Consider the following 21414-nt stretch of genomic DNA (forward strand, 5'->3'; position numbering starts at 1 on the left):
AAGATAATATGTTACGTGGCCGCAAATACTAGTTCGAAGAAGGTATTGGCGGCCAGTACCTACAGTTCAGCCAACCGTTGAGAAAAAGCCATGTGCTCCGAATTCACCACGCAGGATTCAGGATGGCGATCGTGCCACGCAAGAGTTTCTACGATGGCGTCCGAGAAACGGATCCGAGTGCCAAAGGATGGCACCAGGGACTTGATTCGGGTGTTGTCGAAGATCGCGGGGTGGGATTTGTCGCCAAGCAGTCCCGGACCGAAATCCGGGGCAACCGCAGCAATGCGATCGCTGGCCACATGCACCAGCATCGGATCGGTGACACCCGCCGCTGCCGCCACGTGACGGTACACGGAATCCCAGGACAGGACGTCGTCGGAGGTGATCGTGAAGGCCTCACCCGCCACGGGGAGTCCGAACAACCCCACGAAACCAACAGCGAAATCGACTGCGTGCGTCAGGGTCCACGGTGTGGTGCCATCCCCATGCACCACCACCGGCAGGCCTTCGCGCATGCGGTGCACATCGGTCCAGCCAAAAAGCAGCGGCAACCGTGTGTGGTCGTAGGTGGAGGAGGGCCGGACCACCATGACGGGGAAGCCCTCGTCTCGGTAAGCGGCCGTAAAGACTTCCTCACAGGAGATCTTGTCCTGCGAGTACTTCCAAAACGGGTTGCGCAACGGCGTGGACTCTGTGATGGGCAACCGGGCAGGCGGCTTCTGATAGGCCGAGGCGGTGCTGATGAACACGTACTGCCTGGTCCTGTCGCGGAACAGATCCACAGCTGCCCGGGCCTGATCCGGTGCAAAGGTTATGAAGTCGGCAACAACATCAAAGGTCCGTGCACCCAAGGCCGCGGCCACGGCTGCGGTGTCCCTGATATCGGCAATGACAAGCTCGACGCCGGACGGTACCGGACGCACCGAGCTCGCCGCACGATTGAGCACAGTGACGGTGAACCCCAAGGCCACGGCCCGGGCCACGGCTGCTGTGCTGATGATGCCTGTGCCACCAATGAACAGGACCCTGGGGCCCATCACCATGCGTAGTCCTCAGGTGCTGTCTTGGGGCCGGGGAAGATCTTATCGAGTGTGGCCAGCGCTTCAGCGTCAAGGGAAACCTCGAGCGCTCGCAGCCCGGCATCGAGCTGGGCTGCGGTGCGCGGTCCAATGATGGGTGCGGTGACGGCAGGCTGGTGCAACAACCACGCCAGCGCCACGTCTGCCGGAGCATGGCCCAGGTCTGCCGCGAACGCCTCAAAGGCGGCAATCGCGTCATGGGAGGCGGCCAGCGCCTCGGCGGCACGGCCCTCAACCCGGCGGACGCCGTCGTTCTGCTTTTGCAAAACCCCGCCCAGCAGGCCTCCGTGCAGGGGCGACCATGGCAGCAGTCCCAGGCCGTAATGTTGGGCGGCCGGAATGACCTCACGTTCCACGCTGCGCTCCATCAAGTTGTAGATGGACTGTTCGCTGACCAGGCCCATGCTGGGGCGGCGCGCGGCGGATTCCTGTGCGGAGGCGATATGCCATCCGGCAAAGTTGGAGCTGCCCGCGTAGAGGATCTTGCCCTGCGCGACAGCAACATCCACTGCCTGCCAAATCTCATCCCACGGCGTGTTCCGGTCAACATGGTGGAATTGGTACAGATCAATGTAGTCCGTTTGCAGCCTCTTCAGGCTCGCGTCCAGGGATCGGCGGATGTTTAGTGCCGACAACTTGGAATCGTTGGGCCAGTTCGTCATGTTGCCGTACACCTTGGTGGCCAGCACCGTCCGCTCCCTCCGCCCTCCGCCCTGGGCATTCCACCGGCCGATGATCTCCTCGGTCCAGCCGCGACGGTCATTGCCGCCGTAGGCGTTGGCGGTGTCAAAAAAGTTCAGCCCTGCCTCGTGAGCCTGGTCCATGATCTGGTGCGCGTGGGCTTCCTCCGTGTGGGGACCAAAGTTCATGGTGCCAAGGCACAAGGTGGAAACGGACAGGCCGCTACGGCCCAATTGCGTGTACTTCATGGCGATGTGATTCCTTTGGATGGGTTGGATACCGGTGAGTTTTCGGGACTGCCGGCCCAAGCTGAGAGAAGCTTGAGCGCATCCTGAGAGGGTGAACCGTTCTTTGCCGTGTAGATGCGCAGATGTTGGTCAGGATCGTCGGGGAGCAGCAGATGCTCAAAGTCGAGCGCCAGGTCACCAACCACGCTGTGACGCAGCGCCAGCGTGCCCGATGCCTTCCGGGCCACGGTGTGCCGCGCCCACCACTGGCGAAAATCCTCGCTATTGACGGCTAGTTCGCCCACCAGCGCCGTTGCCGCAGGATCGCCCGGGTGCCGGCCAATGTCTGCACGCAAGGTGGCCACGGCATCGCTTGCTGCGCTGTGCCAATCGCGAAATAGGACGCGCGCAGCAGGATCAAGCATGATCCAGCGTGTGTAGTTTCTTTGTTCTCGGGCCATGGCCGGGAAGTCAGCAAAGAGCAGGCTGGCCATGCGGTTACAGGCCAGGACATCGGTCCGCCTGCCCAGTACGACGGCGGGCACCTCGCCCACCGCTTCGAGGAGCTGCCGCATGGAAGCACGCACGCGCTGCACGGACGGCGGGTTGTTGACTTTGCCGCCGCAGTTTTCCAGCAGGGCGAACATATGCGCAGATTCGGAGTCGTTGAGTTCAAGTGCGCGGGCCACCGAGCTCAGGACCTGGCGAGAGGGCGCAATGTTACGGCCCTGCTCCAAGCGTGTGTAGTAATCGGTGGAGACGCCCGCCAGCCTGGCGACCTCTTCGCGGCGCAACCCCGGAACTCGCCGGGTTGTCAGCGCTGCCGCGGGATCCGGCTGCAACCGGGCTCTCATGGCCGAAAGGAAACTGCCGAATTCTATGCTCTGACCCATGCCTTCATTCTGCCCCGGAGAGGGGCAGTCTCCTAGTGTCTGGGTAGGTCTGCCAAGCCTAGGATCAATCAGCACACCCCGAGTGTGCTTTTGCAAGGACGTGGCGCCTAGGCTGGTGGGAAGCGCCGTTTACGGCGGAGGCAATGAAAGGAATGAATCTCCATGACTGATTCGAGTACCCCGGCAGTGGTTGTTCCGGAGCTGACCTTAAACAATGGCGTCACCATCCCGCAGCTGGGATTTGGGGTCTTCCAGATTCCGCCGGAAGAAACTCGGGTGGCCGTTGGGCAGGCCTTGGCTGCGGGCTACCGTCATATCGATACGGCTGCGGCTTACCGTAACGAATCCGGCGTGGGTGCGGCCATTGCCGAATCCGGGCTGCCCCGTGAGGACCTTTTCATCACCACCAAACTTCGCAACGGTGAGCAGAGCAGCCCCCGCGCGGCTTTCGAGGCCAGCCGCAAGGCGCTGGGCATTGACTGGATTGACTTGTACCTGATCCACTGGCCGGTCCCATCTCTTGGCCTGTTCACTCAGGCATGGAAGGAACTTGAATCCCTGTACGCCCAGGGTCTGGTGCGCGCCATTGGTGTCTCCAACTTCCTGCCGGATCACTTGGATGAACTGTTGGCCACCTCCACGGTGGTTCCTGCCGTGAACCAGATCGAAGCCCATCCCACCTTCCAACAGCGCGCGTTGGCACAGAAATCCCGCAACCATGGGATTGCCGTGCAGGCGTACAGCCCGCTGGGCCAGGGCAAGGACTTGGACGGTGGAGTCCTGACCGAGCTGGCGCAGGTCCACGGTGCCACACCAGCCCAGATCGTTCTGGCCTGGCACCTGGGGCTGGGAAACATTGTCATCCCGAAGACCGTGACGCCCGCGCGCATGGCCGAAAACTTGGCGGCGGCTCGAATTCAGCTCAGCGACGCCGAGCTGGCACTGGTCTCCGAACTGGAAACGGGTGAACGCATTGGCGCCGATCCCGCCGTCGCGGCTTTTACCCAGATGTAGAAATCCAGAAAGCGAGCGCCAAATAGTTCAGGGTGTGTCACCACGAAAGTGGTGACACACCCTGAACTATTTGGTGGTTCTATTTTCTATTTACAGCTTGTCAAAGTCTGCTTCATCCACGCTCGCCGGAGCCGTGATGGCTGCTGGGGCCGGGGTGCCGCCCGACTTCAAGGCCGCAAGACGTGCCTCAACCTCGGTCTGCTCGCCCAGATCCTCAAGGGAGTTGAACTGGGCGTCAAGGCTGGAGGCGGCAAGTTCATTCTGCCCGCGCACCTTGGCTTCTTCGCGACGGATCTTCTCTTCGAAACGGCTGACCTCGCTCGTGGGGTCCATGATGTCGATGCTCTTGAGTGCATCGTGAACCTGAGTCTGCGCAGCAGCCGTCTTGGAGCGGGCGATCAGTTCATTGCGCTTGTTGGCCAGCTCGTTGAGCTTGCCTTCCATCTGGCCCAGGCCGGTCTTGAGCTTCTCCACAACATCGTTCTGGGCGGCGATGTTGGGCTCGGCGGCGCGAGCCTCGTTCTCTGCCGTAATCTGACGCTGCAGGGCCACCTTGGCGAGGTTGTCAAACTTCTGCGCATCGGCGGCGTCGCCGGCAGCGCGGAATTCATCGGCCTTGCGGCTCGCAGCAAGTGCCTTTGAACCCCAATCCTGGGACGCCTTGATGTCCTCGTTGTAGTCATCCTCGAGCATGCGGAGGTTGCCAATGGTTTGGGCCACAGCGCCCTGCGCCTCGGTGATGTTGGCCTTGTAGTCACGAACCATCTGGTCAAGCATCTTCTGCGGGTCCTCGGCCTGATCCAACAACGCATTGATGTTGGCCTTGGCCAACTGTGCGATCCGGCCGAAAATTGACTGCTTTGCCATTCTTTTCCCCTTATATTTGCTGGTTTGAATCAAATGAAAATGTGAAAATGTCTACCGAAGCCGTCCTTGTAAAACGAGTCTAGAGGAAGCACCCCTATTCCTGGCCCAAGACCAAAAGACTTCACACAACGAGGGCCGGGCTAGAAATTGCCGCCGCTTCCACCGAAGCCGCCACCACCGTCTCCACCACCGCCTCCGCCTCCGCCAAATCCGCCTCCGCCGAAGCCGCCGCCACCACCGCCTCCGGAGAGCAGGCCGCCAATGATGCCGCCAAGGATGGCCCCGCCCATGCCTCCACCCATGGAACCACCACCGCCGCCATACCCGCCGCCGCGACCGCCGCGCCCACCAAAGCTGTCAACATCATTTTGGGCATATTGAATGGCTTGCTGGGCCAGTTGTTGGGCTTGTTGTGCGTAGGCCAGGGCGTTGCTGGGATCGGAATCAGCGATGGACCGGGCGTAGTCAAAGTTGCGCTCCGCCTCGGACAAGCGCGTCCGGGCTTCGGAGCCCACACCACCGCGCCGTGCCGTAATGAAATCCTGGGCAGTGGCGATGGTTGCTTGCGCCCCGGCAAGAGCCTGCTGCAAGGACGCCTGCGCCCGCAGCGCCTGCTGCTGCTGATCACGGATACCTGTCAGCAATTCATCAAGCTGGCTGTGTGCCTGTTGAACGGCAGCAAGCTGTGCCACCGGATCGGGCTTGCCAGCGGCGTTCATCCTGACGTCATTGAGGGCAGCTTCGGCAGCCTGAACCGTCGGGGCGTAGCGGGCAAACTGGGCCGAGGCCACCATCTGTTTTGCCTGCTCCAAGTCAGCCACAGCGGCCGGAAGAGCCGACTGCAAGGTGGCAGCGGCGTCGCGCATTGCCGCTTCAATCTTGGAGATTGCCTCAAGCAACACTGTCGATTGCAGCAAGCTTTCCTGCGCGGCATGGACAGCAACCGCCGCGCCAGCGGTATCGGCGGCGGCAAGTTTCGCGTCTGCCTCGGCCGCTGCCGTGGTGACAAACTCCAAACGTTCCTTGGCCTGGGCCACGTTGTCGCGCACTGGCGCTACAGCCGCTTCGGAGAACTGGGAGGTCAGGGCAATAAGTTGTTGTTCGGCGTTTGTCACGGCAGCGCCTGCCTGACTGGCCTCGGTGCGGATGGTCGCAAGGACCTGTGGGGCTGTCCGTTCCAGCTCACGCAGATCATCAAACGCAGCCTTCTGGGCATCCAGTGCGGCGTTGGCATCTTCGCTGCGCTTAATGATTTCTCCCAGCCAGGTGCGCTGTTCCTCCAGGGTGTCTGGAATTTCATCATCGAGTTGCTGCTGCAATTTGAAGGACTCACTCAGGTGCTTCTTGGCATCATCCAAAGCCTCTTGGAATGGCTTCACGGCCGCATCGCCGTACGAAGCCTGCGCAAAACCAATCTCGTGCTCGCTGCTCTTGATCGCGTCATCGGCGGCGATCAACAGCGAGCCGGCCTTGGCCCGCAGCTCAGGTACGCTCATTCCGGCGTTGGGATCCAGCGGCTTTCCATCGGCACCGTAACCCTTGGCTGTGGCCTCGGCAGCTTTTTTCTTGCGCTTGTTGCGTAGATACAGGGCAGTTCCTGCGCCACCAACCACGACGGCGCCACCAACTCCCAGCGCCACGAACCCACCCGTGGGGTTCGGCACGGTGCCACTGCCTCCGCCGGCGGCGTCGCCCAGGGCGGCGGCGGCATCAATGGCGGCCTGGGCCCACTCTTTTTGAGCCAGCCGGGGCTTGATGGCGTTGGTCTGAATGCTCTGGTTCTTGGTTTCAGGGATCTTGTCCTGATCCGCCAAGAGCGCGTACTTACGGTCCTGAACGGCAACCACCAGCAGGGCGTCGTTGGCCCCCAGCTGCTTTTTCGTTGCCACCTGTTGGCCCCATTCGACCTCCGGCTCGCCGTCGAAGGAATCCACATAGACCACAAAGAACGTCAGGCCGTGGTCCTGACCCAGTTTGTCGATGGCCGCTTGGACCTCAGCCTCACGGCTTCCAAGGACGTTGGCATTGTCGATGATGTAGGTACCACCGGGAATCGTCACAGGTGGTTCAGCTTGTGCAGCTCCGGCCGGGCCCACCAGCAGGGCAAGCAGGGCAAGGCCTGCAAAGAATGGGGAAAAACGCTTCAACCGTGCAAACATCGCTCACCTTTGACTGTGGGACCACTGTGAAGATCGGCCTGAGTACCTCAAACGATACTATGGCCGTGATTGAATGGCGTGGGCGATTTTCCGCTGTACGAATAACCCCGCAACCGGATCCCGTCAGCGATAATGAAAGCTGGGAGAGGTTCACAGCTACCTTCCAGCGAACGCTCGTCAAGGCACCAGCCAGGCTCGAGAAGATGGAACTCAGAAAAAGTATTCATCACATGAGATTTCAATGAAGGGAAAGCTGATGACCGAGAACCATGGTGACGACACCACCCGCATCAACCAGCACGCTGCGAACACCCCCGAAGCACCCGAGACCGCAGCTGTTCCGGAGACCGCGGCGGTTCCCGAGGCTCCCGTTACTCCTGAGGCAACAGCGCAACAGGACAGTGCCCCCGAGACTTCTGATGTGAACGCTTCTGCGCCGCAGCCATGGCAGTCAAGCACCCCGCCGCTTCCTCCCGTGGAAGTTCAGGGAGCAGCAACTCAGGCTGTACCAACTCAGGCCGTTCCAACACCCGCCTATGGCGCACACCGCTATGGTGCCCCCGCTGCGGACGGGGCACCCACAACTGCTCCGTCCAACCCCACCGAGCCCATCCCATCTCCCACGGGGGCAACCCACACGGGCCACGCAGGTCCGGGGTACCCGGCGTCGAACGCGTATCCGCACACCTTGGCGCCGGCAGTCACCGCCCCGCCCAAGGAGCGCAAGAAGGTGGGCATGGGATTGTTCGCCGGAAGCGTCTTGGCCGCAGCACTCGTAGGCGGTTTGGTTGCCGGCGGATCCATGTTCCTGGTGGACCAGCAGGGCAACGGCTCGGCTTCGGATGGCAGCCAGCAGAGTGCACCTTTGGTCGTCAACAACACCAACAGCGTCAACGCCGTCACGGCCGCAGCAGCCAAGGCCATGCCCTCCGTCGTGACCATTTCGGCCACGAGCGGCAGCTCCGGCGGCACGGGATCGGGCATCATCTTGAACTCGGATGGCTACATCCTGACCAACACGCACGTTGTGACGCTCGACGGCGCGGCCGCTCACGCAACGATCGAGGTGCAGACCAGCGACAACAAGGTTTATGCGGGAACAATCGTGGGCACCGACCCGCTTTCGGACCTGGCAGTTGTCAAGATCGACGCCCCAAACCTGGTGGCAGCCACACTCGGTGAATCCGGCAAGATCAACGTGGGCGATACCGTGATCGCCATTGGTTCCCCGTTGGGCTTGAACGGAACCGTCACCGACGGCATTGTCTCCACGCTCAACCGCACCATTCAGGTAGCGTCCTCGGCAGTTCCGGAGGACTCCAGTGATCAGTCCCAAACCCCTGACGACAGCGGCAACGGCTTCCGTTTCTCGCCTCCAGGTGGAGGTACGGATACCCCCGCGGCACAGGGGACCGTCAATCTGAATGTGATTCAGACCGACGCTGCCATCAACCCCGGAAACTCCGGCGGTGCGCTGGTCAATGCCAATGGTGAAATCATCGGCGTCAACGTGGCCATTGCCTCAACCGGCAGTTCGTCAGGTTCCAGCAGCCAAAGCGGCAACATTGGCGTTGGCTTCTCCATCCCGATGGATCACGCCAAGCGGGTTGCTGAGGAAATCATCAAGAATGGCGTTGCCAGCCACGGACAGCTTGGTGTTTCTGTTGGCGGAACCAGCTCCACAGGTTCCAGCAGCACCTTCTCCACTGGTGCCACAGTTGCCTCGGTAACTTCGGGCAGTGCTGCGGACAAGGCAGGCCTGAAGAAGGGCGACGTCATTACGAAACTCGGCAGCCGGAGCATTAGCGACCCCGCCGATCTGACGGCCGCCGTTCGGGAACAGGCCGGCGGAGCCACCGTACCGGTCACCTTTACCCGCAGCGGCAAGGAACAGTCGGTAGACGTCACACTGGATACCATGAAGTAAATTCCGCTGCTGGCCGGCCACCCGGTCATATTTTGGAAGCACGAAGCCCCATCCGTTGCCACCAGGGCGGCCGGATGGGGCTTCTTCTGTGTAACCGTTCCTGGCCGTGAGGAGCCCCAAGTGTCTTTAGGCCTCGCGGAGAGCAGCACTGAGCACCGGTCCGGAGGCGGCCAAGCCGGTCCAAACCAGTGCGATGCCGCCGGCAAGTACGCCGGCAATCACGAGCAAGGACAAGGGCGCAAAGATCATCGCCAGGCCCGTTAGGGGAAACAAGAGGATGCCGGCCAGGCCCGCGGAACCGATCGTGACAACAAGTACGGGCCACATCACGGCCCGCTTGCGTGCGGCCTCCATGACGGAGCGAGGCATGCCGAGCCGGTCCAGGCTCACATACAGCTCACGACGGTCAAGGATGGCGGCGGCCTGATTCACGCCCGCGCTGGAAGCCACGAGCAGGAATGACGCCACCACGGTAATTAGCACACCCGTGCGCATATCGTTGAAGAGGGATTCATCTGCGGTGTTTTGGGCTTCTCCGGCGGAGTTCAGCAGAGCAAGTCCCGTGCCTGCAACCACGGCTATGAAACTTGTCATCGACAAGGAGCTGACCTGTCGCCATGCGGCCTTGGGGGACTCCAAAATGGTTCGGGCCGCCAGCAGCTTCGTGGGGGTTTGGGCCTTGCGCAGCCCTCGGCCCGCCAGCCACTTCAAGACATAGGGGCCCATGAGGTTCAACACGGCCAGGCCGCCCGCAAAGCTGGCGCACAGGATCACGATCATGATGGCTGCAGATCCGCTGGCGGTAAGGCCTGTCATCAGGGCATAAAGCACCGCGGCGGCGCCGATCCCGAGGACTACGCGAAGCCAGTGTACGGTGGGTGCCTTTTGCCGTGTACGAACCCCCAAGGGTGAGAGCACCACAAGGCGTAGGCCAAGGGCGGCGCTGACGGCAGCCAACAGCACCAAGGCGGCCGCGGCAATTACGAGGACGCCAACCGGAAGCCACAAGGTTGCCAGCCCCAGGGCCTGGCCCTGAAACTCAATCAATGCCACGGCGGGCAGGGCAGCAGCGTAGATGACGATTCCAGCGATCACACCCGTGATCGCCACGAGCGTGGATTCAACAACAGTCAAGACAGATACCAGGGCAGGAGTGCCACCCAGCAGCCGTAGCGTGGACAGCCGCTCGTCACGACGCCGAGCCGAGAGTCTTGCCGCGGATCCGCCCAGGGTCAGCATGGGCAGGACCATGAGCGATACCGCAAACGCCGCCAACATTTGATAGGTCCCCGTGATCCCCGAGTCGTCCTGTGATGCGGCATCCGTGAAGAAGCTCATGGCGCCGGCCAGCACGATCAACATCAGGGCCGTCACCATGGCAAAAGCTACGGCAGGCAGCACAATGACAGCTTTGCTTCCCGGTGCCGGCCGGGACATCATCCAAAGGATGGAAAACGTGGATTTCACGGTCGGCCCATCCATTCCTGGCCCATCGAAGGATGGGCGGCCAGCGGGCTGGCGGGATGCTGCATGTAGGTGGTTCCCAGGGGCACAGTTGGCTGGCCGAAGGGGATGACTGCCGCGGCACCTGCCTGGGACGACGGTGCTTGGGACAATACGCCGTCGGCCATGGTCAGTGTACGACTGCAGCGGGAAGCAACAGTTGGATCGTGAGTCACCAGGACCAGCGTGTTGCCGCGCCCTGCAGTGGCGTTCAGGAGAGCGCTCATAACCTCGGCGGAGGTCGTGGAATCGAGGGCTCCGGTGGGTTCATCGGCGAACACTATGCGTGCGCCAGTTACCTGGGAGCGGGCAATGGCGACGCGCTGGGCTTGGCCGCCGGAAAGCTCACCAATGCGGCGGTTCTCCATACCGGCGAGGCCGAGTTGGGCAAGCCAAGCCGCTGATTGCGCTTCTGCGTCCCGGCGCGAGACACCGTTAAGCATCAGTGCCAGAGCCACGTTCTCGATGGCCGTCAGCTCGGGAATCAACAACCCTGATTGGAACACAAAGCCAAAGGCCTCACGGCGCAGCTTGGAACGTGAGGTCTCGTTGAGCGCCGTCACATCGGTGCCGGCGTAATTCACACTGCCGGAATCGGGGGTGGTGATCCCGGCCAAGACGTGCAGGAGAGTAGTTTTACCTGATCCGGAGGCGCCCATGATGGCCACGGACTCGCCGGGGTGGATATCTAGATCCACGTTGTTCAAGGCGATGCCCGCACCGTAGCGCTTGGACAGGGAGCGTGCGCTCAGAAGTGATGAAGTCATAGTTCTACTATGCCGTTGTGACCAGAGTGGAAACATCGGGCTACAGGCTGAAAGTGGGGAAGAGGCGTCCACCCGGGGGAGGAGAGAATCATGGCCCGCATTGCCGCAGAGCCTGCCCGTGTTCGCTTGGAGTAAAGAATGGTCCCGGGAAATTTCAGCGACGGCCGCAACGAACTAAGCTGTTGGGGTAGGCCAAGGGCGAACCAGCGGCGCCCGCCCCGACAAGGGGAAGGACGCCGCTCAACCATCCGTCCATGACACAAAGGACAGCAGTGGAAAACTCAGCACTGAACGTTGTCGTACTGGTCAAATATGTGCCAGACGCACAATTTGACCGACACCTCACAGGTGATGCTCGCACGCTCGATCGCAGCGAGAGCATCCTTTCCGAACTCGATGAATACGCGCTGGAAGCAGCGCTGGCATTGACCGACGCCCGCGGCGGCGCCAAAGCCGGCAACACCGTCACGGCGTTGACGCTGGGCCCGGCCGCTGCGGCAGCAGCGGTCAAGAAGTCGCTGCAGATCGGTGCCACTCAGGGCCTGCACGTCACGGATGACGCGCTCGCCGGCTCCGACGCCTCCGCAACCTCGCTGGCCCTGGCCGCGGCCATCAAGACCCTGGGACCGGTTGATCTGGTTATCACCGGCATGGCCTCCACCGATGGTGAAACCTCCATCATCCCGGCGCAGCTGGCAGCCCGGCTGGGCCTGGCCCAGATCACCTTCGCCTCATCCCTTGAACTGGATGGCACCACCGTGACGGCTCGCCGCGACGGCGATGATTTCTCCGAGGAAATCCAGGCCTCGCTGCCCGCACTTGTGTCGGTGACCGATCAAGCCAATGATCCTCGCTACCCGAACTTCAAGGGCATCCTGGCCGCGAAGAAGAAAAAGGTGACCACGGTGTCCCTGGCGGACCTTGGCTTGGCGTCCACCGCCGTCGGCCATGCCGGATCCCTGACGCAGGTGACCGCGGCGGCCGAGCGCCCCGCCCGCACCGCCGGCACCATCATCACCGATTCCGGCGATGCCGGCATCCAGCTCGTAGACTTCCTGGCCGCGCAGAAACTGATCTGAGGAACCATTCATGACTTCAATTGTTGTATACATTGATCAGCTCGATGCGCCCGGCAAGCTTTCCGCCACCACGCATCAGCTGCTGACCCTGGCCCGCAGCGCCGGGGAGCCCGTGGCCGTTGTGGCTGGCGGCGTCGGCGCCGAGATCCTCGCCGAACTTGGCACTTATGGCGTGACTCGTGTGCTGCACTCCGAACAGTCCGAACTGGGCGAGTACCTCGTTGCGCCCAAGGCCGATCTCGTGGCGCAGGCCGCGGCCGCCGTGTCCGCCAGCGCTGTTTTGGTGGACAACGGCGCAGCCGGCAAGGAAATAGCCGCCCGGGTGGGCGTCACACTGAATGCGGGAGTCATCACGGACGCCGTTTCGGTGACATACGACGCCGGCACCCTGGTGGCGCACAAATCCGTTCTCGCGGGCTCTTACACGGTGGAGGCGCACGCGACGTCAGCTGTTGCCGTCATCAGCGTGAAGTCCCACAGTGTGGAAGCTGCCGTCGCCGAGTCGGCCACGAACCCCACTGTTGAAGCCGTAGAGGTGGCGTTTTCCCCGGCCAGCCTGGGCGCCCGCATCATCTCCCGCACACCGCGTGCGGCCTCTGGCCGTCCGGAACTTGACGATGCGCGCATTGTGGTGGCCGGCGGCCGCGGCGTTGACGGCGATTTCACCCCGATCGAAGAGCTCGCGGACGTGTTGGGTGCTGCCGTTGGCGCATCCCGTGCGGCAACCGATGCCGGCTGGATCTCGCATGCGTCACAGGTAGGCCAGACGGGCAAGAAGGTTTCCCCGCAGCTCTACATCTCCGTGGGTATTTCCGGTGCCATCCAGCAAAAGGCAGGCATGCAGACCTCCAAGCTCATCGTGGCGGTCAACAAGGATGCCGAATCGCCCATCTTCGAGATTGCCGACTTTGGGATCGTGGGAGACCTGTTCCAGGTACTGCCGCAGGCCGTGGAAGAAATCAAGAAGCGCCGGGCGTAGCTTCCGATTCAAAAATGCCGCCGCTCCTGCTTATCGCCGCCGTTGTACGGGCGGCAATAAGCAGGAGCGGCGGCATTTTTCGTTGACTGAAGCTTTAGCTTGAAACTGTCCCTGTGGCGATCATGGCGTCTGAGTTCATCTCGACGTGCGGGCCCACCGACTTGATGAACTCGCGGCGGACCCGGGCGATGGCGTCGGGGTCGCGGGGGAGCAGCGTTCGCCACCCGCTGCCCATGACCAGGTTCCATGCCATGGCGTCATCCACTGCCAAGGTGAGCGGATGCGTGGCCACCGAGACGTTTTCCAGTCCACGGGCCTTGAGCCAGATGGTCAAGGAGTCAACCGTTGCCACGCGTGACATGTTTAGGTTGGGCAGCGGAACCACACCGGCCAGCCGGGGACGTTCCTTGACAGCTGCTTCAAGAATGCGCCCGGCGAAGGGTTCCAGCGCTCCTTCGATCCAGGTACTGGCGACAAAGCGGCCGCCGGGGCGCAGCATGGAGGTTAGGTGCTCAACGCCGGCTTCCATGTCTGCGAAGAAGAACATGCTGTAGGAACACAGCACGGCGTCGAAGGTGCGGTGTCCGCGCCACTGCGTGACATCAGCCTCCGTCAAGGTAGTGTTCAGGATGCCCCGATCGGCCAGGTTCGCCGCAGCGATGCGCAGCAGGCCGGTGGACAGATCCACACCGTCGACAGTCCCTTCCGGGCCTACCGCCAGGGACGCCGGAATCGTGGCAGCACCGGTTCCGCAGCATGCGTCCAGTACTTTCTCGCCAGGCAGCAGCCCGGCGGCTGCAACAACGTCGCGGCCCATGGGGTCCCAGAGCTTTTCCGACCACGCCTCAAATTGCAGCGCTCCGTCAGTGAACGCCAAACCAGGATCGCGAGCGGACATGCATACCTCCAGTAGATGAAAAAGTTTCCGGGTGAACTCTGCGTTGGTTCGCCCCCGGAGAGTGTTAAGCCTGGATTTGTGCCCCGGCAAAACCGTTTTGACGCCATGCCTCGAAGACGGCGATCGAGGCCGCATTGGCCAAATTAAGGGACCGCAGGGCGGGCAGCATGGGGAGCCGGACGCGGGCTGTGACGTGGGGATCTTGTTTGACTTCGAGGGGCAGGCCGTCGGATTCGCGGCCAAACATGAGCACGTCACCGGGTTGGTAGGAGATGTCCGTGTAGTTGCTTTCACCGTCGGAGGTAAAGGCAAAGACCCGTTCGGGGGCCAGGACTGCCCAAGCGTCCTCGAGGGTTTTGTGCACGGTCACCACGGCCAGATCGTGATAGTCCAAACCGGCCCGGCGCAACTTGGCGTCGGAGAAGTCAAAGCCAAGAGGTTCCACGAGGTGGAGTTCGGCCCCGGTGATGGCGGCCAAGCGGATGGCGTTGCCGGTATTGCCGGGGATTTCAGGGGTCATAAATAGGATGCGGAACACGTCTTTTATCCTACGCCAGCCATTAAGGCACGGTGACCGGACATGCTGGTCTGCCTTGCCCGGAACAGGGCAAGCTGTTAGTACATGCCGCCCAGGAGCCGGTCAAGGACATTCAGGTCAACCACGTTGGGTGAGGGGCCGGACGCCAGAAATTGCTTGGCTTCACGAACAAAACGGGCGGCGTTGGCCACGTTGACGGTGCTGGATCCGTCCGGTTCGGTTCCGCGGGCGTAGTCGATCACGGGTTCAAAGGGGTTGCCGGTGCTGCTGTGGACGCAAACCCAGGCCGTCACATTGCACTCAGGGAACAGGTCTTGCAACGCCCGGGCAGCGGGGATGAGCTGCGGGGGAGCGGCAACCCTGGTTCCGTGGACCAGGACGCTGCCGTCCCAGCGGAACGCGCCGTCGGGAACCAACATGGATCCGATGATCGCAATCCTGTAGCCGGACACCAGCACGTGGTCCATGTAGCCGGTGCCGTGAGGTGCTGTGAGGCCGTTGATGAGCCGGGCAGCTGGAATGCTCGGCAGAACTTGCTGCATGATCAGCTGCGCGGTCCGGGCCTCACGGGCAAGCCTGGAGGCAGCACCAAAGAGTCCGCGCTTGCGCGGTGCGCCGTGGACCGGTTGTGCCGCAGTGGGCCGGGGCATGATCGGGGCTTCACCGGCCGCGAGGTCTTCGTAGGCGGGGAAATAGACGGCGGGATCGCCAGCTGGGCGCCGTTCTTCGGGGGCGCGACGCGTGGTGAAGGCATCAAAGTCATCCGGAGTGCCATATCCCCGAGGGGCGCTGGCAGGACCAGGTGCGCCGGCGCGACGCTCCCTGCCCACGGAACCATAAGAGCGGTCATAGGCTTGCCTGCGCGCAGGATCGGCCAAGACCTCATAGGCTTCGGTGATTTGGCGGAAGAGTGCGGGGTCCCCACCCCTGTCGGGGTGCGTGATCCTCGCGGCCTTGCGGTACGCGATTTTCACCTCGCGTTCGGAGGCTGTGCGGGCAAGTCCCAGGACTTGGTAATGAGTGAGGTGTTTCTCGCCCACAAGGGACCTTTCGCTAGCCAGGCTGTGCAGGAATTCATTCTAGCGGCCGCAACTGACTGTTTTATCTGAGCGGAAATCCCCCAGCGAAGGCGCCCGCGCTGTCATACTTTCACTTGCCATGAACACGATCCCGCGCACTTCCATCGAACCCGCAGCAGGCACAGCACTGTCCATTGCCGTGGCCATCAATCCGCGTGCGGCCTTTGGCGGAAAAGGTGCCTCCTCGCCCACGCGGACCGGGGATATGGTGGTGGCGCGCCTGCGTGAAGCCGGACATCACATCAGCGAGCTGCGCCGCGGCGATTACCTCGCCCTAAAACGAGCGGTCGACGCCGAGATCGCCGCAGGTGCCCAGGCCCTGGTCGTTGTGGGTGGGGACGGCATGGTCCACCTCGGGGTCAACGCCGTGGCCCACAAGAACGTCCCCCTGGGCATCATCCCGGCAGGCACCGGCAACGACGCCGCCCGCGGACTGGGCCTTGAGCTGAACAACCCGGGCGCCGCCGTCGAGCATTTCCTAAGGTGCTGCCACGGCGGGCCCCGCATCCTGGATCTAGGCCGGATTGATCGAGCAGGACAGGAGCCGGTTTGGTTCATGGGCGCGCTCTCGGCCGGCTTCGATGCCCTGGTCAACGAGCGCGCCAACACGTGGCGTTGGCCGCGCGGACCCATGCGCTACAACCTGGCGATCCTGCGCGAACTGGCCGTTTTGAGGCCGCTGAACTATTCGCTGGTGGTGGATGGCCAGGCCGGCAAGCAGCAGGCCGTACTGATTTCCATCTCCAACGGCACCTCCATAGGTGGTGGCATGTTGATCACCCCGAAGGCCAAATACGACGACGGCCTGCTGGATATGTTTGTTGTCTCCCCCGTGTCGCGGACCAGGTTCCTGCGAATTTACCCGCTGGTCTTCTCCGGACGGCACGCCGGCCGCCCGGAGGTCAGGATTAGGCAGGTGTCTGAGGTCATCATTGACGCGCCCGGACTCATTGCGTACGCGGACGGCGAGCGAATCGGGCCACTACCGGCGACCGTCGCGGCGGATCCAGGTGCGGCACTGCTGTGGGGTTAGTGTTGCGCTGCTGTGGCAGGATGCTCGCGCGGATCGGTAGAGTGGATCGTGTGAATCAACACAGGGGGTCCAAGGGGCCGGCAGCCGTCGTGGCGCTGACCGTTTCATTGGCCATCTCTTTGACTGGTTCCCTGACGGGCTGCAGTATTTCCGTTCCTTCTCCCACCGCGCCAACGGCCGAGAATTCTGCCCCAGCGACCACCTACGCGCCGCCCACTGTTGTGGCCGGCCATGACGCCGCCAAGGTGGCCGCCGCACCCATGACCTTTGAAGCAGGGAACACCTTGTCCGCTGGCGTGGCCGTCGGGTTTAGCGATGTCCTGGGCCAACCATCGCAGGATTATTCAACAACGCCGGCACCCGCGGAGTGGACGCTGGTCAAAGACAAGGTGGCCGGCCAGACGCAGTACAAGAATGCTGCGGGCTGCCAGGTTGCCTATTGGACCACCGTCAATCAGGGACCGCTCATCACGGCCGGAGATGACAAGGCCTCCACCGTGAAGTTGATGAAGTATCTGATTCCCTCAGTGATCGCCGAGTCTCTGGGTGAAGCCAAGTTGCCGTGGGTGGCGGAGGCAGGAAAACCGGGGCCCGGCATCACCTTCCTTGGGTTCTCCACAAAGGCTGGCAAGGATGTCATGGCCAGCACCGTGTGGGGGCGCATGCTCGGAACGGCCAATACCTCTTTGCTGGTGAGCTTGGCGTGCCCCACCGATGAATTGCTTGCCGCAACGACGCCGGCGGTCATGGCGAAATTGTCGGTCGCACCGCCGTCGAGCTAGCCGACAGGGCGCACGTAGCGCAGGAACAGCATGGACTCGGCTTTGAGGATTCTCGTCAGTTCCATGGTGCTGGTGGCAGCTGAGGTTTCGGGGCCGTGGGCGATTCTGCCAGCCCGGCCGCTGACGAGGAGCGGTGAGACAGTGAGATTTAGTTCGTCGACTTTTCCGGCGGCCGCAAAGGTGCCCAGCAAAGTGGGGCCGCCCTCGGAATGGATGCGCTGATAGTTCCGTGCGGCCAGGACTGAAATGACCAGCTCCGGGTCCAGCACGTCAGTGCCGACCGTGATGATTTCGGCGACCTCGGCGAGCGCCGCAACGTGATCCGGTTCGGAAGCGGTGAGTGCCGACTCCAGGGTCAGGATCAGTGGCCGGACGGGGGCCTGGGTAAACACCTCGAGCGCCGGGTCAAGATTGAGCGAGCCCGAGACGATAGCTACGGGTGGATGTGCGGCCAACCAGTTCTCAAGGCGCCATTGCTGTGCCGCCGCACTCAGGAGTTCTCCGCCGTAGCCTTCGGCCCTGATCGTTGCAGCGCCCACAAGGATGACGTCGGCGCTTTGGCGAAGCAGGGAGAACACGCGCAGGTCCCACGCGTTGCCCAACTTTCCCGATAGTCCGTCCAAGGTGGCCGCACCGTCAAGGCTGGAGATGAAGTCAAAGCTCACCCAGGGACGCCCGGCCATGCGGTGTTCAGAGGGGGGTGCCAGTAGTTCCTGGTCCAGGTCGGCACCGGACAACAGGGCGGGGCGGGGGAAAAGTCTCTCGATCATGGTGTGGTCCTTAACCGTTGCTGCGGTTCGGGTGGGCGGGCTCGTTAAGATCTCCCATGTTGTGTTTGAGATAGGCCGGTTCCCGCCAGCCCAGGGTTGTCTCGGTCATGCGAATGGCAGAGTTGGCCGAGGCGATATTGTGCATGCGCAGGATCCGGGCACCGCCCAGAATGCAGATCACCCCGGTGGCCAGCGAACCTTCAAGCCGCTCATGCTTGGCTTGGTTGAGGGATTCGCCAATGAAGTCCTTGTTGGACACAGCCGCCAGGGCGGGGAAGCCCAGGCCGGCAATCTCGTTGAAGCGACGGGTGATCTCCAAGGTGTGCAGGGTGTTCTTGTTGAGGTCATGGCCAGGATCGATGATGATCTTCTCGGCTGGCACACCCAGGGAGATGGCGAGGTTCACCTTCTCGGCCAGGAACGCGGCAACCTCGGTGACAACGTCGTCGTAGTGCGGCCGTGGGTAGACCGTTCGGGGCTTGGCCAGCGAGTGGGTGATGACCAGATGCGCGCCATGCTCCGCCACCACGGAGGCGATCTCCGGATTTGCCAATCCTGTGGTGTCGTTGATTACGTGGGCGCCTGCTGCGATGCTGCGGGCCGCAACCTCTGGGAGGAACGTGTCCACCGAGATGATCACATCGCTGGCGGCCGCCACGGCAGCGATGACCGGCACCACCCGGTCACTTTCCTCGTCAGCGCTCAGCGCGGGCCCGGGCGCAAACGGCACCCCGCCAATATCAACCCAATCGGCACCGTCCTTCACGGCCGCAAGCGAAGCCGAGACCGCAGCATCAAGGGCAAAGGTGGCTCCGCCGTCATAGAAGGAATCCGGTGTGCGGTTAATAATGGCCATGAGCGCCACCTGACGGCTGAAGTCGATGGTGCGTGGCCCAAACTGGTGGACCGGGTGAATCAGTGGCGGCGCATAGAACGGGGAAGTAACTGCGGGGGAAGTCCTCATACCCACCATCAAATAGCCTCGAGAGGGGTTTGCGGGTCAGCCAGCTTATGCGTGTCGATGATTCGCTGGGAGGAGATCAGCTCCTTGATGGCGTCCTGGACATCCCAGATATTTACATTCATGCCCGCTACCAGACGGCCATCCAGCAGCCAGAATGCGATGAATTCACGCTTTTCGAGGCTGCCACGAATAACCAGCTGGGCATCCTTGGTCAAGGCGCCGAAACCGGAATATTCCATGCCCAGATCAAACTGGTCGGTGTAAAAATACGGGATGTCATCGAGGACGGCATCCTGACCCAGCATTGACCGCGCAGCAACCTTACCGCCGGCAATCGCGTTGGCCCAGTGCTCCGAACGCGCCAAGGCGCCGGTGATCGGATGCATCGCATTGGCCACGTCGCCAGCGGCAAACACATCCGGCTCGGACGTTTGCAGCCCCGCCGTGACCTCGATGCCATTGTTGATCGTAAGCCCAGCCCCTTGAGCCAGGGCGATATTGGGCACCACGCCCACGGCCACAATGACAATATCGGCCGGCAGGCTCACACCTGTGGTCGTGAGTACGTGCGTCACAGCGCCGTTGCCGCCCTGGATTTCCGCGGCGCTCGCCGGGAGGAGAAACGTCACGCCCGCCTCCTTGTGCCGGTCCATGAAAACTGTGCCCAGCGTGGTTCCAATCGCGGCGGACAAGGGCACATCTTCCAGACCCAGCAAGGTCACGTGGTTACCCAATTCGGTGGCCGTGGCAGCGATTTCCATGCCAATCCAGCCCGAGCCAATCATGACAACGTGGTGGCCACCACCGGCAAGCTTCAATTTCAACGCCACGCTGTCGGCCTTGGTGCGGAAAGTGCAGACACCGTCAAGGTCGACGCCGGACAGCGGAATTCGGCGCGGCGCAGCACCTGTGGCGATGAGTGCCTTGGCATACGGGAGGGTGGTCCCGTTGTCGAGGGTGACGGTGTGCCCCGTCGGATCCAGGGCTGTTGCGGCCACGCCCGTCAAGAGCGTGACGTTATTCTCGTCGTACCAGTGGGCAAGGAGGGGCAGAAGAGCCTCGTCATCCTCCTTGCCTGCCAGAAATCCCTTGGACAGCGGCGGGCGCTGGTATGGAACCTCAGCTTCCGCCGCGACGATCGTGACGGCTCCGCCATACCCTTGCTTTCGCAGGGCTTCGGCCGCGGTGGCGGCAGTGAGCCCGCCACCAATAATGACCATGCCAGCGGCTGGGGAAGTGGCGGGAGTGTTGAGTGAGGCATTCATGATCGAAACTCTTTCCGGTGGAAAATTGTGTCTCTGTTTATGAACTTGTGGCTGGACTGGCCGGCCGTCTCCGCAGGCTGTGCCCTGGCGCAGACGTGTCAGTGCGGGAACTGCTCACGCAAGGGGCCGGCGTCAGACAGCAGACCGGTAAAGACCGAGGTGCGGGTCAATGTCCCGGCCGTCTGAACGCCTCGCAGCGACATGCACATGTGCTCGGCCTCCATGACGACACCAACGCCGCGTGGGGACAGGGTGTCCTCGAGCCAGTTCGCGAGTTGCTGCGTAAGCCGTTCCTGAACCTGCAGATCGCGGGCGAACAATTCCACGCCGCGGGCCAGCTTGGACAGGCCAAAGAGTCGCTCGCCGGGCAAATAGCCCACATGGGCCACGCCACGGAACGGCAGCAGGTGGTGCTGGCAGAGGGAATTGAAAGGGATGTCCTTGACCAACACCAGGCCCTGATAACCGTCGTCGTTGGGGAAAGTGGTCCACGACGTCTCACGCGGGGTGAGCATCTGGGCATAGGCGGCTGCCACGCGTCGGGGAGTGTCACGCAAATGCGGATCGTTGTCATCGCGGCCCAGCGCTCGAAGCAGCTCAGCGACGGCTGCCTGCGCGCGGGGGAGATCAATCGGGGAATCCCCGGTTAGCGGATCCTCGAAGTCGAGCAGCTCCGGCGGTGGTGCACTGGAGATAGACATGGTCGCACCTTTCTAAAGCTTGTATTATTGACTTTAGAAGCGCAGACTCAAAGCGTCAAGCACGGACGAAACAATTCTCCGCATGAAGCGCCGATGCAGAGAGGACTAGGTCAACAGCCATGAAACAGCCATCCCCCAGCCGCCGAACGGGCCTGGCGCAAGGCTCGACGACGGCCAGTGCCTGAGTGCCGTGGCGTCCCTGGGTGATC

The 21414-nt window shown here is 62.4% G+C and carries 20 protein-coding genes; 6 read left to right on the forward strand and 14 right to left on the reverse strand.

Annotated features, from left to right (window positions below):
* Positions 1-59: 59 nt before the first annotated feature.
* From BLV41_RS00530 to BLV41_RS00540, 3 genes are read right to left on the reverse strand one after another with little or no spacing between them, the layout of a single operon-like run.
* On the reverse strand, positions 60-1043 hold the full coding sequence (locus BLV41_RS00530) for an NAD-dependent epimerase/dehydratase family protein (RefSeq protein ID WP_074709583.1): 984 nt from the start codon (positions 1041-1043) through the stop codon (positions 60-62).
* Complete coding sequence (locus BLV41_RS00535) at positions 1037-2008, reverse strand: aldo/keto reductase (protein ID WP_074709585.1); 972 nt, start codon at positions 2006-2008, stop codon at positions 1037-1039. Before BLV41_RS00535 ends, BLV41_RS00530 begins: the two co-directional genes overlap by 7 nt.
* Complete coding sequence (locus BLV41_RS00540) at positions 2005-2880, reverse strand: helix-turn-helix transcriptional regulator (protein ID WP_074709588.1); 876 nt, start codon at positions 2878-2880, stop codon at positions 2005-2007. The genes BLV41_RS00535 and BLV41_RS00540 overlap by 4 nt, the downstream gene beginning before the upstream one ends.
* A gap of 162 nt (positions 2881-3042) precedes the next feature.
* Here BLV41_RS00540 and BLV41_RS00545 point away from each other — a divergent pair, with 162 nt between their 5' ends.
* Positions 3043-3894: an aldo/keto reductase gene (locus BLV41_RS00545; protein WP_074709590.1), complete on the forward strand. Its 852-nt coding sequence runs from the start codon at positions 3043-3045 to the stop codon at positions 3892-3894.
* 90 nt (positions 3895-3984) lie between these two features.
* Here BLV41_RS00545 and BLV41_RS00550 read toward each other — a convergent pair whose 3' ends face one another.
* Entirely contained in the window at positions 3985-4761 is a 777-nt protein-coding gene (locus BLV41_RS00550) for a PspA/IM30 family protein (protein WP_044574456.1), read from the reverse strand.
* Positions 4762-4901: 140 nt separating this feature from the next.
* Positions 4902-6920, reverse strand: coding sequence for a TPM domain-containing protein (locus tag BLV41_RS00555; RefSeq protein ID WP_074709593.1), 2019 nt, complete (start codon positions 6918-6920; stop codon positions 4902-4904).
* A gap of 256 nt (positions 6921-7176) precedes the next feature.
* Between BLV41_RS00555 and BLV41_RS00560 the strand changes: the two genes are divergently transcribed.
* Complete coding sequence (locus BLV41_RS00560; protein ID WP_083360886.1) at positions 7177-8847, forward strand: S1C family serine protease; 1671 nt, start codon at positions 7177-7179, stop codon at positions 8845-8847.
* Positions 8848-8973: 126 nt separating this feature from the next.
* Here the strand turns inward: BLV41_RS00560 and BLV41_RS00565 are convergent, their stop codons facing one another.
* Positions 8974-10314, reverse strand: coding sequence for an ABC transporter permease family protein (locus BLV41_RS00565; RefSeq protein WP_244516666.1), 1341 nt, complete (start codon positions 10312-10314; stop codon positions 8974-8976).
* Positions 10311-11117: an ABC transporter ATP-binding protein gene (locus tag BLV41_RS00570; RefSeq protein WP_074709598.1), complete on the reverse strand. Its 807-nt coding sequence runs from the start codon at positions 11115-11117 to the stop codon at positions 10311-10313. Before BLV41_RS00570 ends, BLV41_RS00565 begins: the two co-directional genes overlap by 4 nt.
* A 254-nt stretch (positions 11118-11371) precedes the next feature.
* Between BLV41_RS00570 and BLV41_RS00575 the strand changes: the two genes are divergently transcribed.
* Together BLV41_RS00575 and BLV41_RS00580 are read left to right on the forward strand one after the other, a co-directional pair.
* Positions 11372-12196: an electron transfer flavoprotein subunit beta/FixA family protein gene (locus BLV41_RS00575; RefSeq protein ID WP_170835393.1), complete on the forward strand. Its 825-nt coding sequence runs from the start codon at positions 11372-11374 to the stop codon at positions 12194-12196.
* A 10-nt stretch (positions 12197-12206) separates the two neighbouring features.
* Complete coding sequence (locus BLV41_RS00580; protein WP_074709600.1) at positions 12207-13175, forward strand: electron transfer flavoprotein subunit alpha/FixB family protein; 969 nt, start codon at positions 12207-12209, stop codon at positions 13173-13175.
* A 94-nt stretch (positions 13176-13269) separates the two neighbouring features.
* On the opposite strand, the gene BLV41_RS00585 is transcribed toward BLV41_RS00580, so the two are convergent.
* The 3 genes from BLV41_RS00585 to BLV41_RS00595 all read right to left on the reverse strand — a co-directional run bounded on the left by BLV41_RS00585 (position 13270) and on the right by BLV41_RS00595 (position 15651).
* Positions 13270-14073, reverse strand: coding sequence for a class I SAM-dependent methyltransferase (locus tag BLV41_RS00585; RefSeq protein WP_074709603.1), 804 nt, complete (start codon positions 14071-14073; stop codon positions 13270-13272).
* A 64-nt stretch (positions 14074-14137) separates the two neighbouring features.
* Positions 14138-14611 (reverse strand): tRNA (cytidine(34)-2'-O)-methyltransferase, encoded by a 474-nt coding sequence (locus BLV41_RS00590; protein ID WP_044575227.1) that lies wholly within the window; start codon positions 14609-14611, stop codon positions 14138-14140.
* Between the two features lie 77 nt (positions 14612-14688).
* On the reverse strand, positions 14689-15651 hold the full coding sequence (locus BLV41_RS00595; RefSeq protein WP_074709605.1) for a J domain-containing protein: 963 nt from the start codon (positions 15649-15651) through the stop codon (positions 14689-14691).
* 118 nt (positions 15652-15769) lie between these two features.
* Here BLV41_RS00595 and BLV41_RS00600 point away from each other — a divergent pair, with 118 nt between their 5' ends.
* A complete protein-coding gene (locus BLV41_RS00600; RefSeq protein WP_074709608.1) occupies positions 15770-16723 on the forward strand; it encodes a diacylglycerol kinase family protein in 954 nt (317 codons plus the stop codon).
* Positions 16724-16773: 50 nt separating this feature from the next.
* The gene (locus BLV41_RS00605; RefSeq protein ID WP_139244162.1) at positions 16774-17505 is read left to right on the forward strand and encodes a hypothetical protein; all 732 of its coding nucleotides are present in this window, start codon (positions 16774-16776) and stop codon (positions 17503-17505) included.
* Here BLV41_RS00605 and BLV41_RS00610 read toward each other — a convergent pair.
* The 4 genes from BLV41_RS00610 to folE form a co-directional block, all read right to left on the reverse strand.
* Entirely contained in the window at positions 17502-18275 is a 774-nt protein-coding gene (locus tag BLV41_RS00610; protein ID WP_083360515.1) for a pyrimidine reductase family protein, read from the reverse strand. The two genes, BLV41_RS00605 and BLV41_RS00610, sit on opposite strands and share 4 nt — an antisense overlap.
* Positions 18276-18285: 10 nt before the next feature.
* Entirely contained in the window at positions 18286-19239 is a 954-nt protein-coding gene (gene folP, locus BLV41_RS00615) for a dihydropteroate synthase (RefSeq protein ID WP_074709613.1), read from the reverse strand.
* An 8-nt stretch (positions 19240-19247) separates the two neighbouring features.
* Positions 19248-20504, reverse strand: coding sequence for an NAD(P)/FAD-dependent oxidoreductase (locus tag BLV41_RS00620; protein ID WP_244516669.1), 1257 nt, complete (start codon positions 20502-20504; stop codon positions 19248-19250).
* A 98-nt stretch (positions 20505-20602) separates the two neighbouring features.
* The gene (gene folE / locus BLV41_RS00625; RefSeq protein WP_083360516.1) at positions 20603-21205 is read right to left on the reverse strand and encodes a GTP cyclohydrolase I; all 603 of its coding nucleotides are present in this window, start codon (positions 21203-21205) and stop codon (positions 20603-20605) included.
* Positions 21206-21414: the final 209 nt, after the last annotated feature.

The sequence above is a fragment of the Arthrobacter alpinus genome (assembly GCF_900105965.1).
Classification (GTDB): Bacteria; Actinomycetota; Actinomycetes; order Actinomycetales; family Micrococcaceae; genus Specibacter; species Specibacter alpinus.

Coding starts and splice junctions, on each gene's coding strand:
- BLV41_RS00540 (WP_074709588.1), bottom strand. CDS start 2,880: ATGGGTCAGAGCATAGAATTCGGCAGTTTCCTTTCGGCCATGAGAGCC.
- BLV41_RS00620 (WP_244516669.1), bottom strand. CDS start 20,504: ATGAATGCCTCACTCAACACTCCCGCCACTTCCCCAGCCGCTGGCATG.
- BLV41_RS00545 (WP_074709590.1), top strand. CDS start 3,043: ATGACTGATTCGAGTACCCCGGCAGTGGTTGTTCCGGAGCTGACCTTA.
- BLV41_RS00555 (WP_074709593.1), bottom strand. CDS start 6,920: ATGTTTGCACGGTTGAAGCGTTTTTCCCCATTCTTTGCAGGCCTTGCC.
- BLV41_RS00580 (WP_074709600.1), top strand. CDS start 12,207: ATGACTTCAATTGTTGTATACATTGATCAGCTCGATGCGCCCGGCAAG.
- BLV41_RS00550 (WP_044574456.1), bottom strand. CDS start 4,761: ATGGCAAAGCAGTCAATTTTCGGCCGGATCGCACAGTTGGCCAAGGCC.
- BLV41_RS00600 (WP_074709608.1), top strand. CDS start 15,770: ATGAACACGATCCCGCGCACTTCCATCGAACCCGCAGCAGGCACAGCA.
- BLV41_RS00570 (WP_074709598.1), bottom strand. CDS start 11,117: ATGACTTCATCACTTCTGAGCGCACGCTCCCTGTCCAAGCGCTACGGT.
- BLV41_RS00610 (WP_083360515.1), bottom strand. CDS start 18,275: ATGATCGAGAGACTTTTCCCCCGCCCCGCCCTGTTGTCCGGTGCCGAC.
- BLV41_RS00585 (WP_074709603.1), bottom strand. CDS start 14,073: ATGTCCGCTCGCGATCCTGGTTTGGCGTTCACTGACGGAGCGCTGCAA.
- BLV41_RS00535 (WP_074709585.1), bottom strand. CDS start 2,008: ATGAAGTACACGCAATTGGGCCGTAGCGGCCTGTCCGTTTCCACCTTG.
- BLV41_RS00575 (WP_170835393.1), top strand. CDS start 11,372: ATGACACAAAGGACAGCAGTGGAAAACTCAGCACTGAACGTTGTCGTA.
- folP (WP_074709613.1), bottom strand. CDS start 19,239: ATGAGGACTTCCCCCGCAGTTACTTCCCCGTTCTATGCGCCGCCACTG.
- BLV41_RS00530 (WP_074709583.1), bottom strand. CDS start 1,043: ATGGTGATGGGCCCCAGGGTCCTGTTCATTGGTGGCACAGGCATCATC.
- BLV41_RS00560 (WP_083360886.1), top strand. CDS start 7,177: ATGACCGAGAACCATGGTGACGACACCACCCGCATCAACCAGCACGCT.
- folE (WP_083360516.1), bottom strand. CDS start 21,205: ATGTCTATCTCCAGTGCACCACCGCCGGAGCTGCTCGACTTCGAGGAT.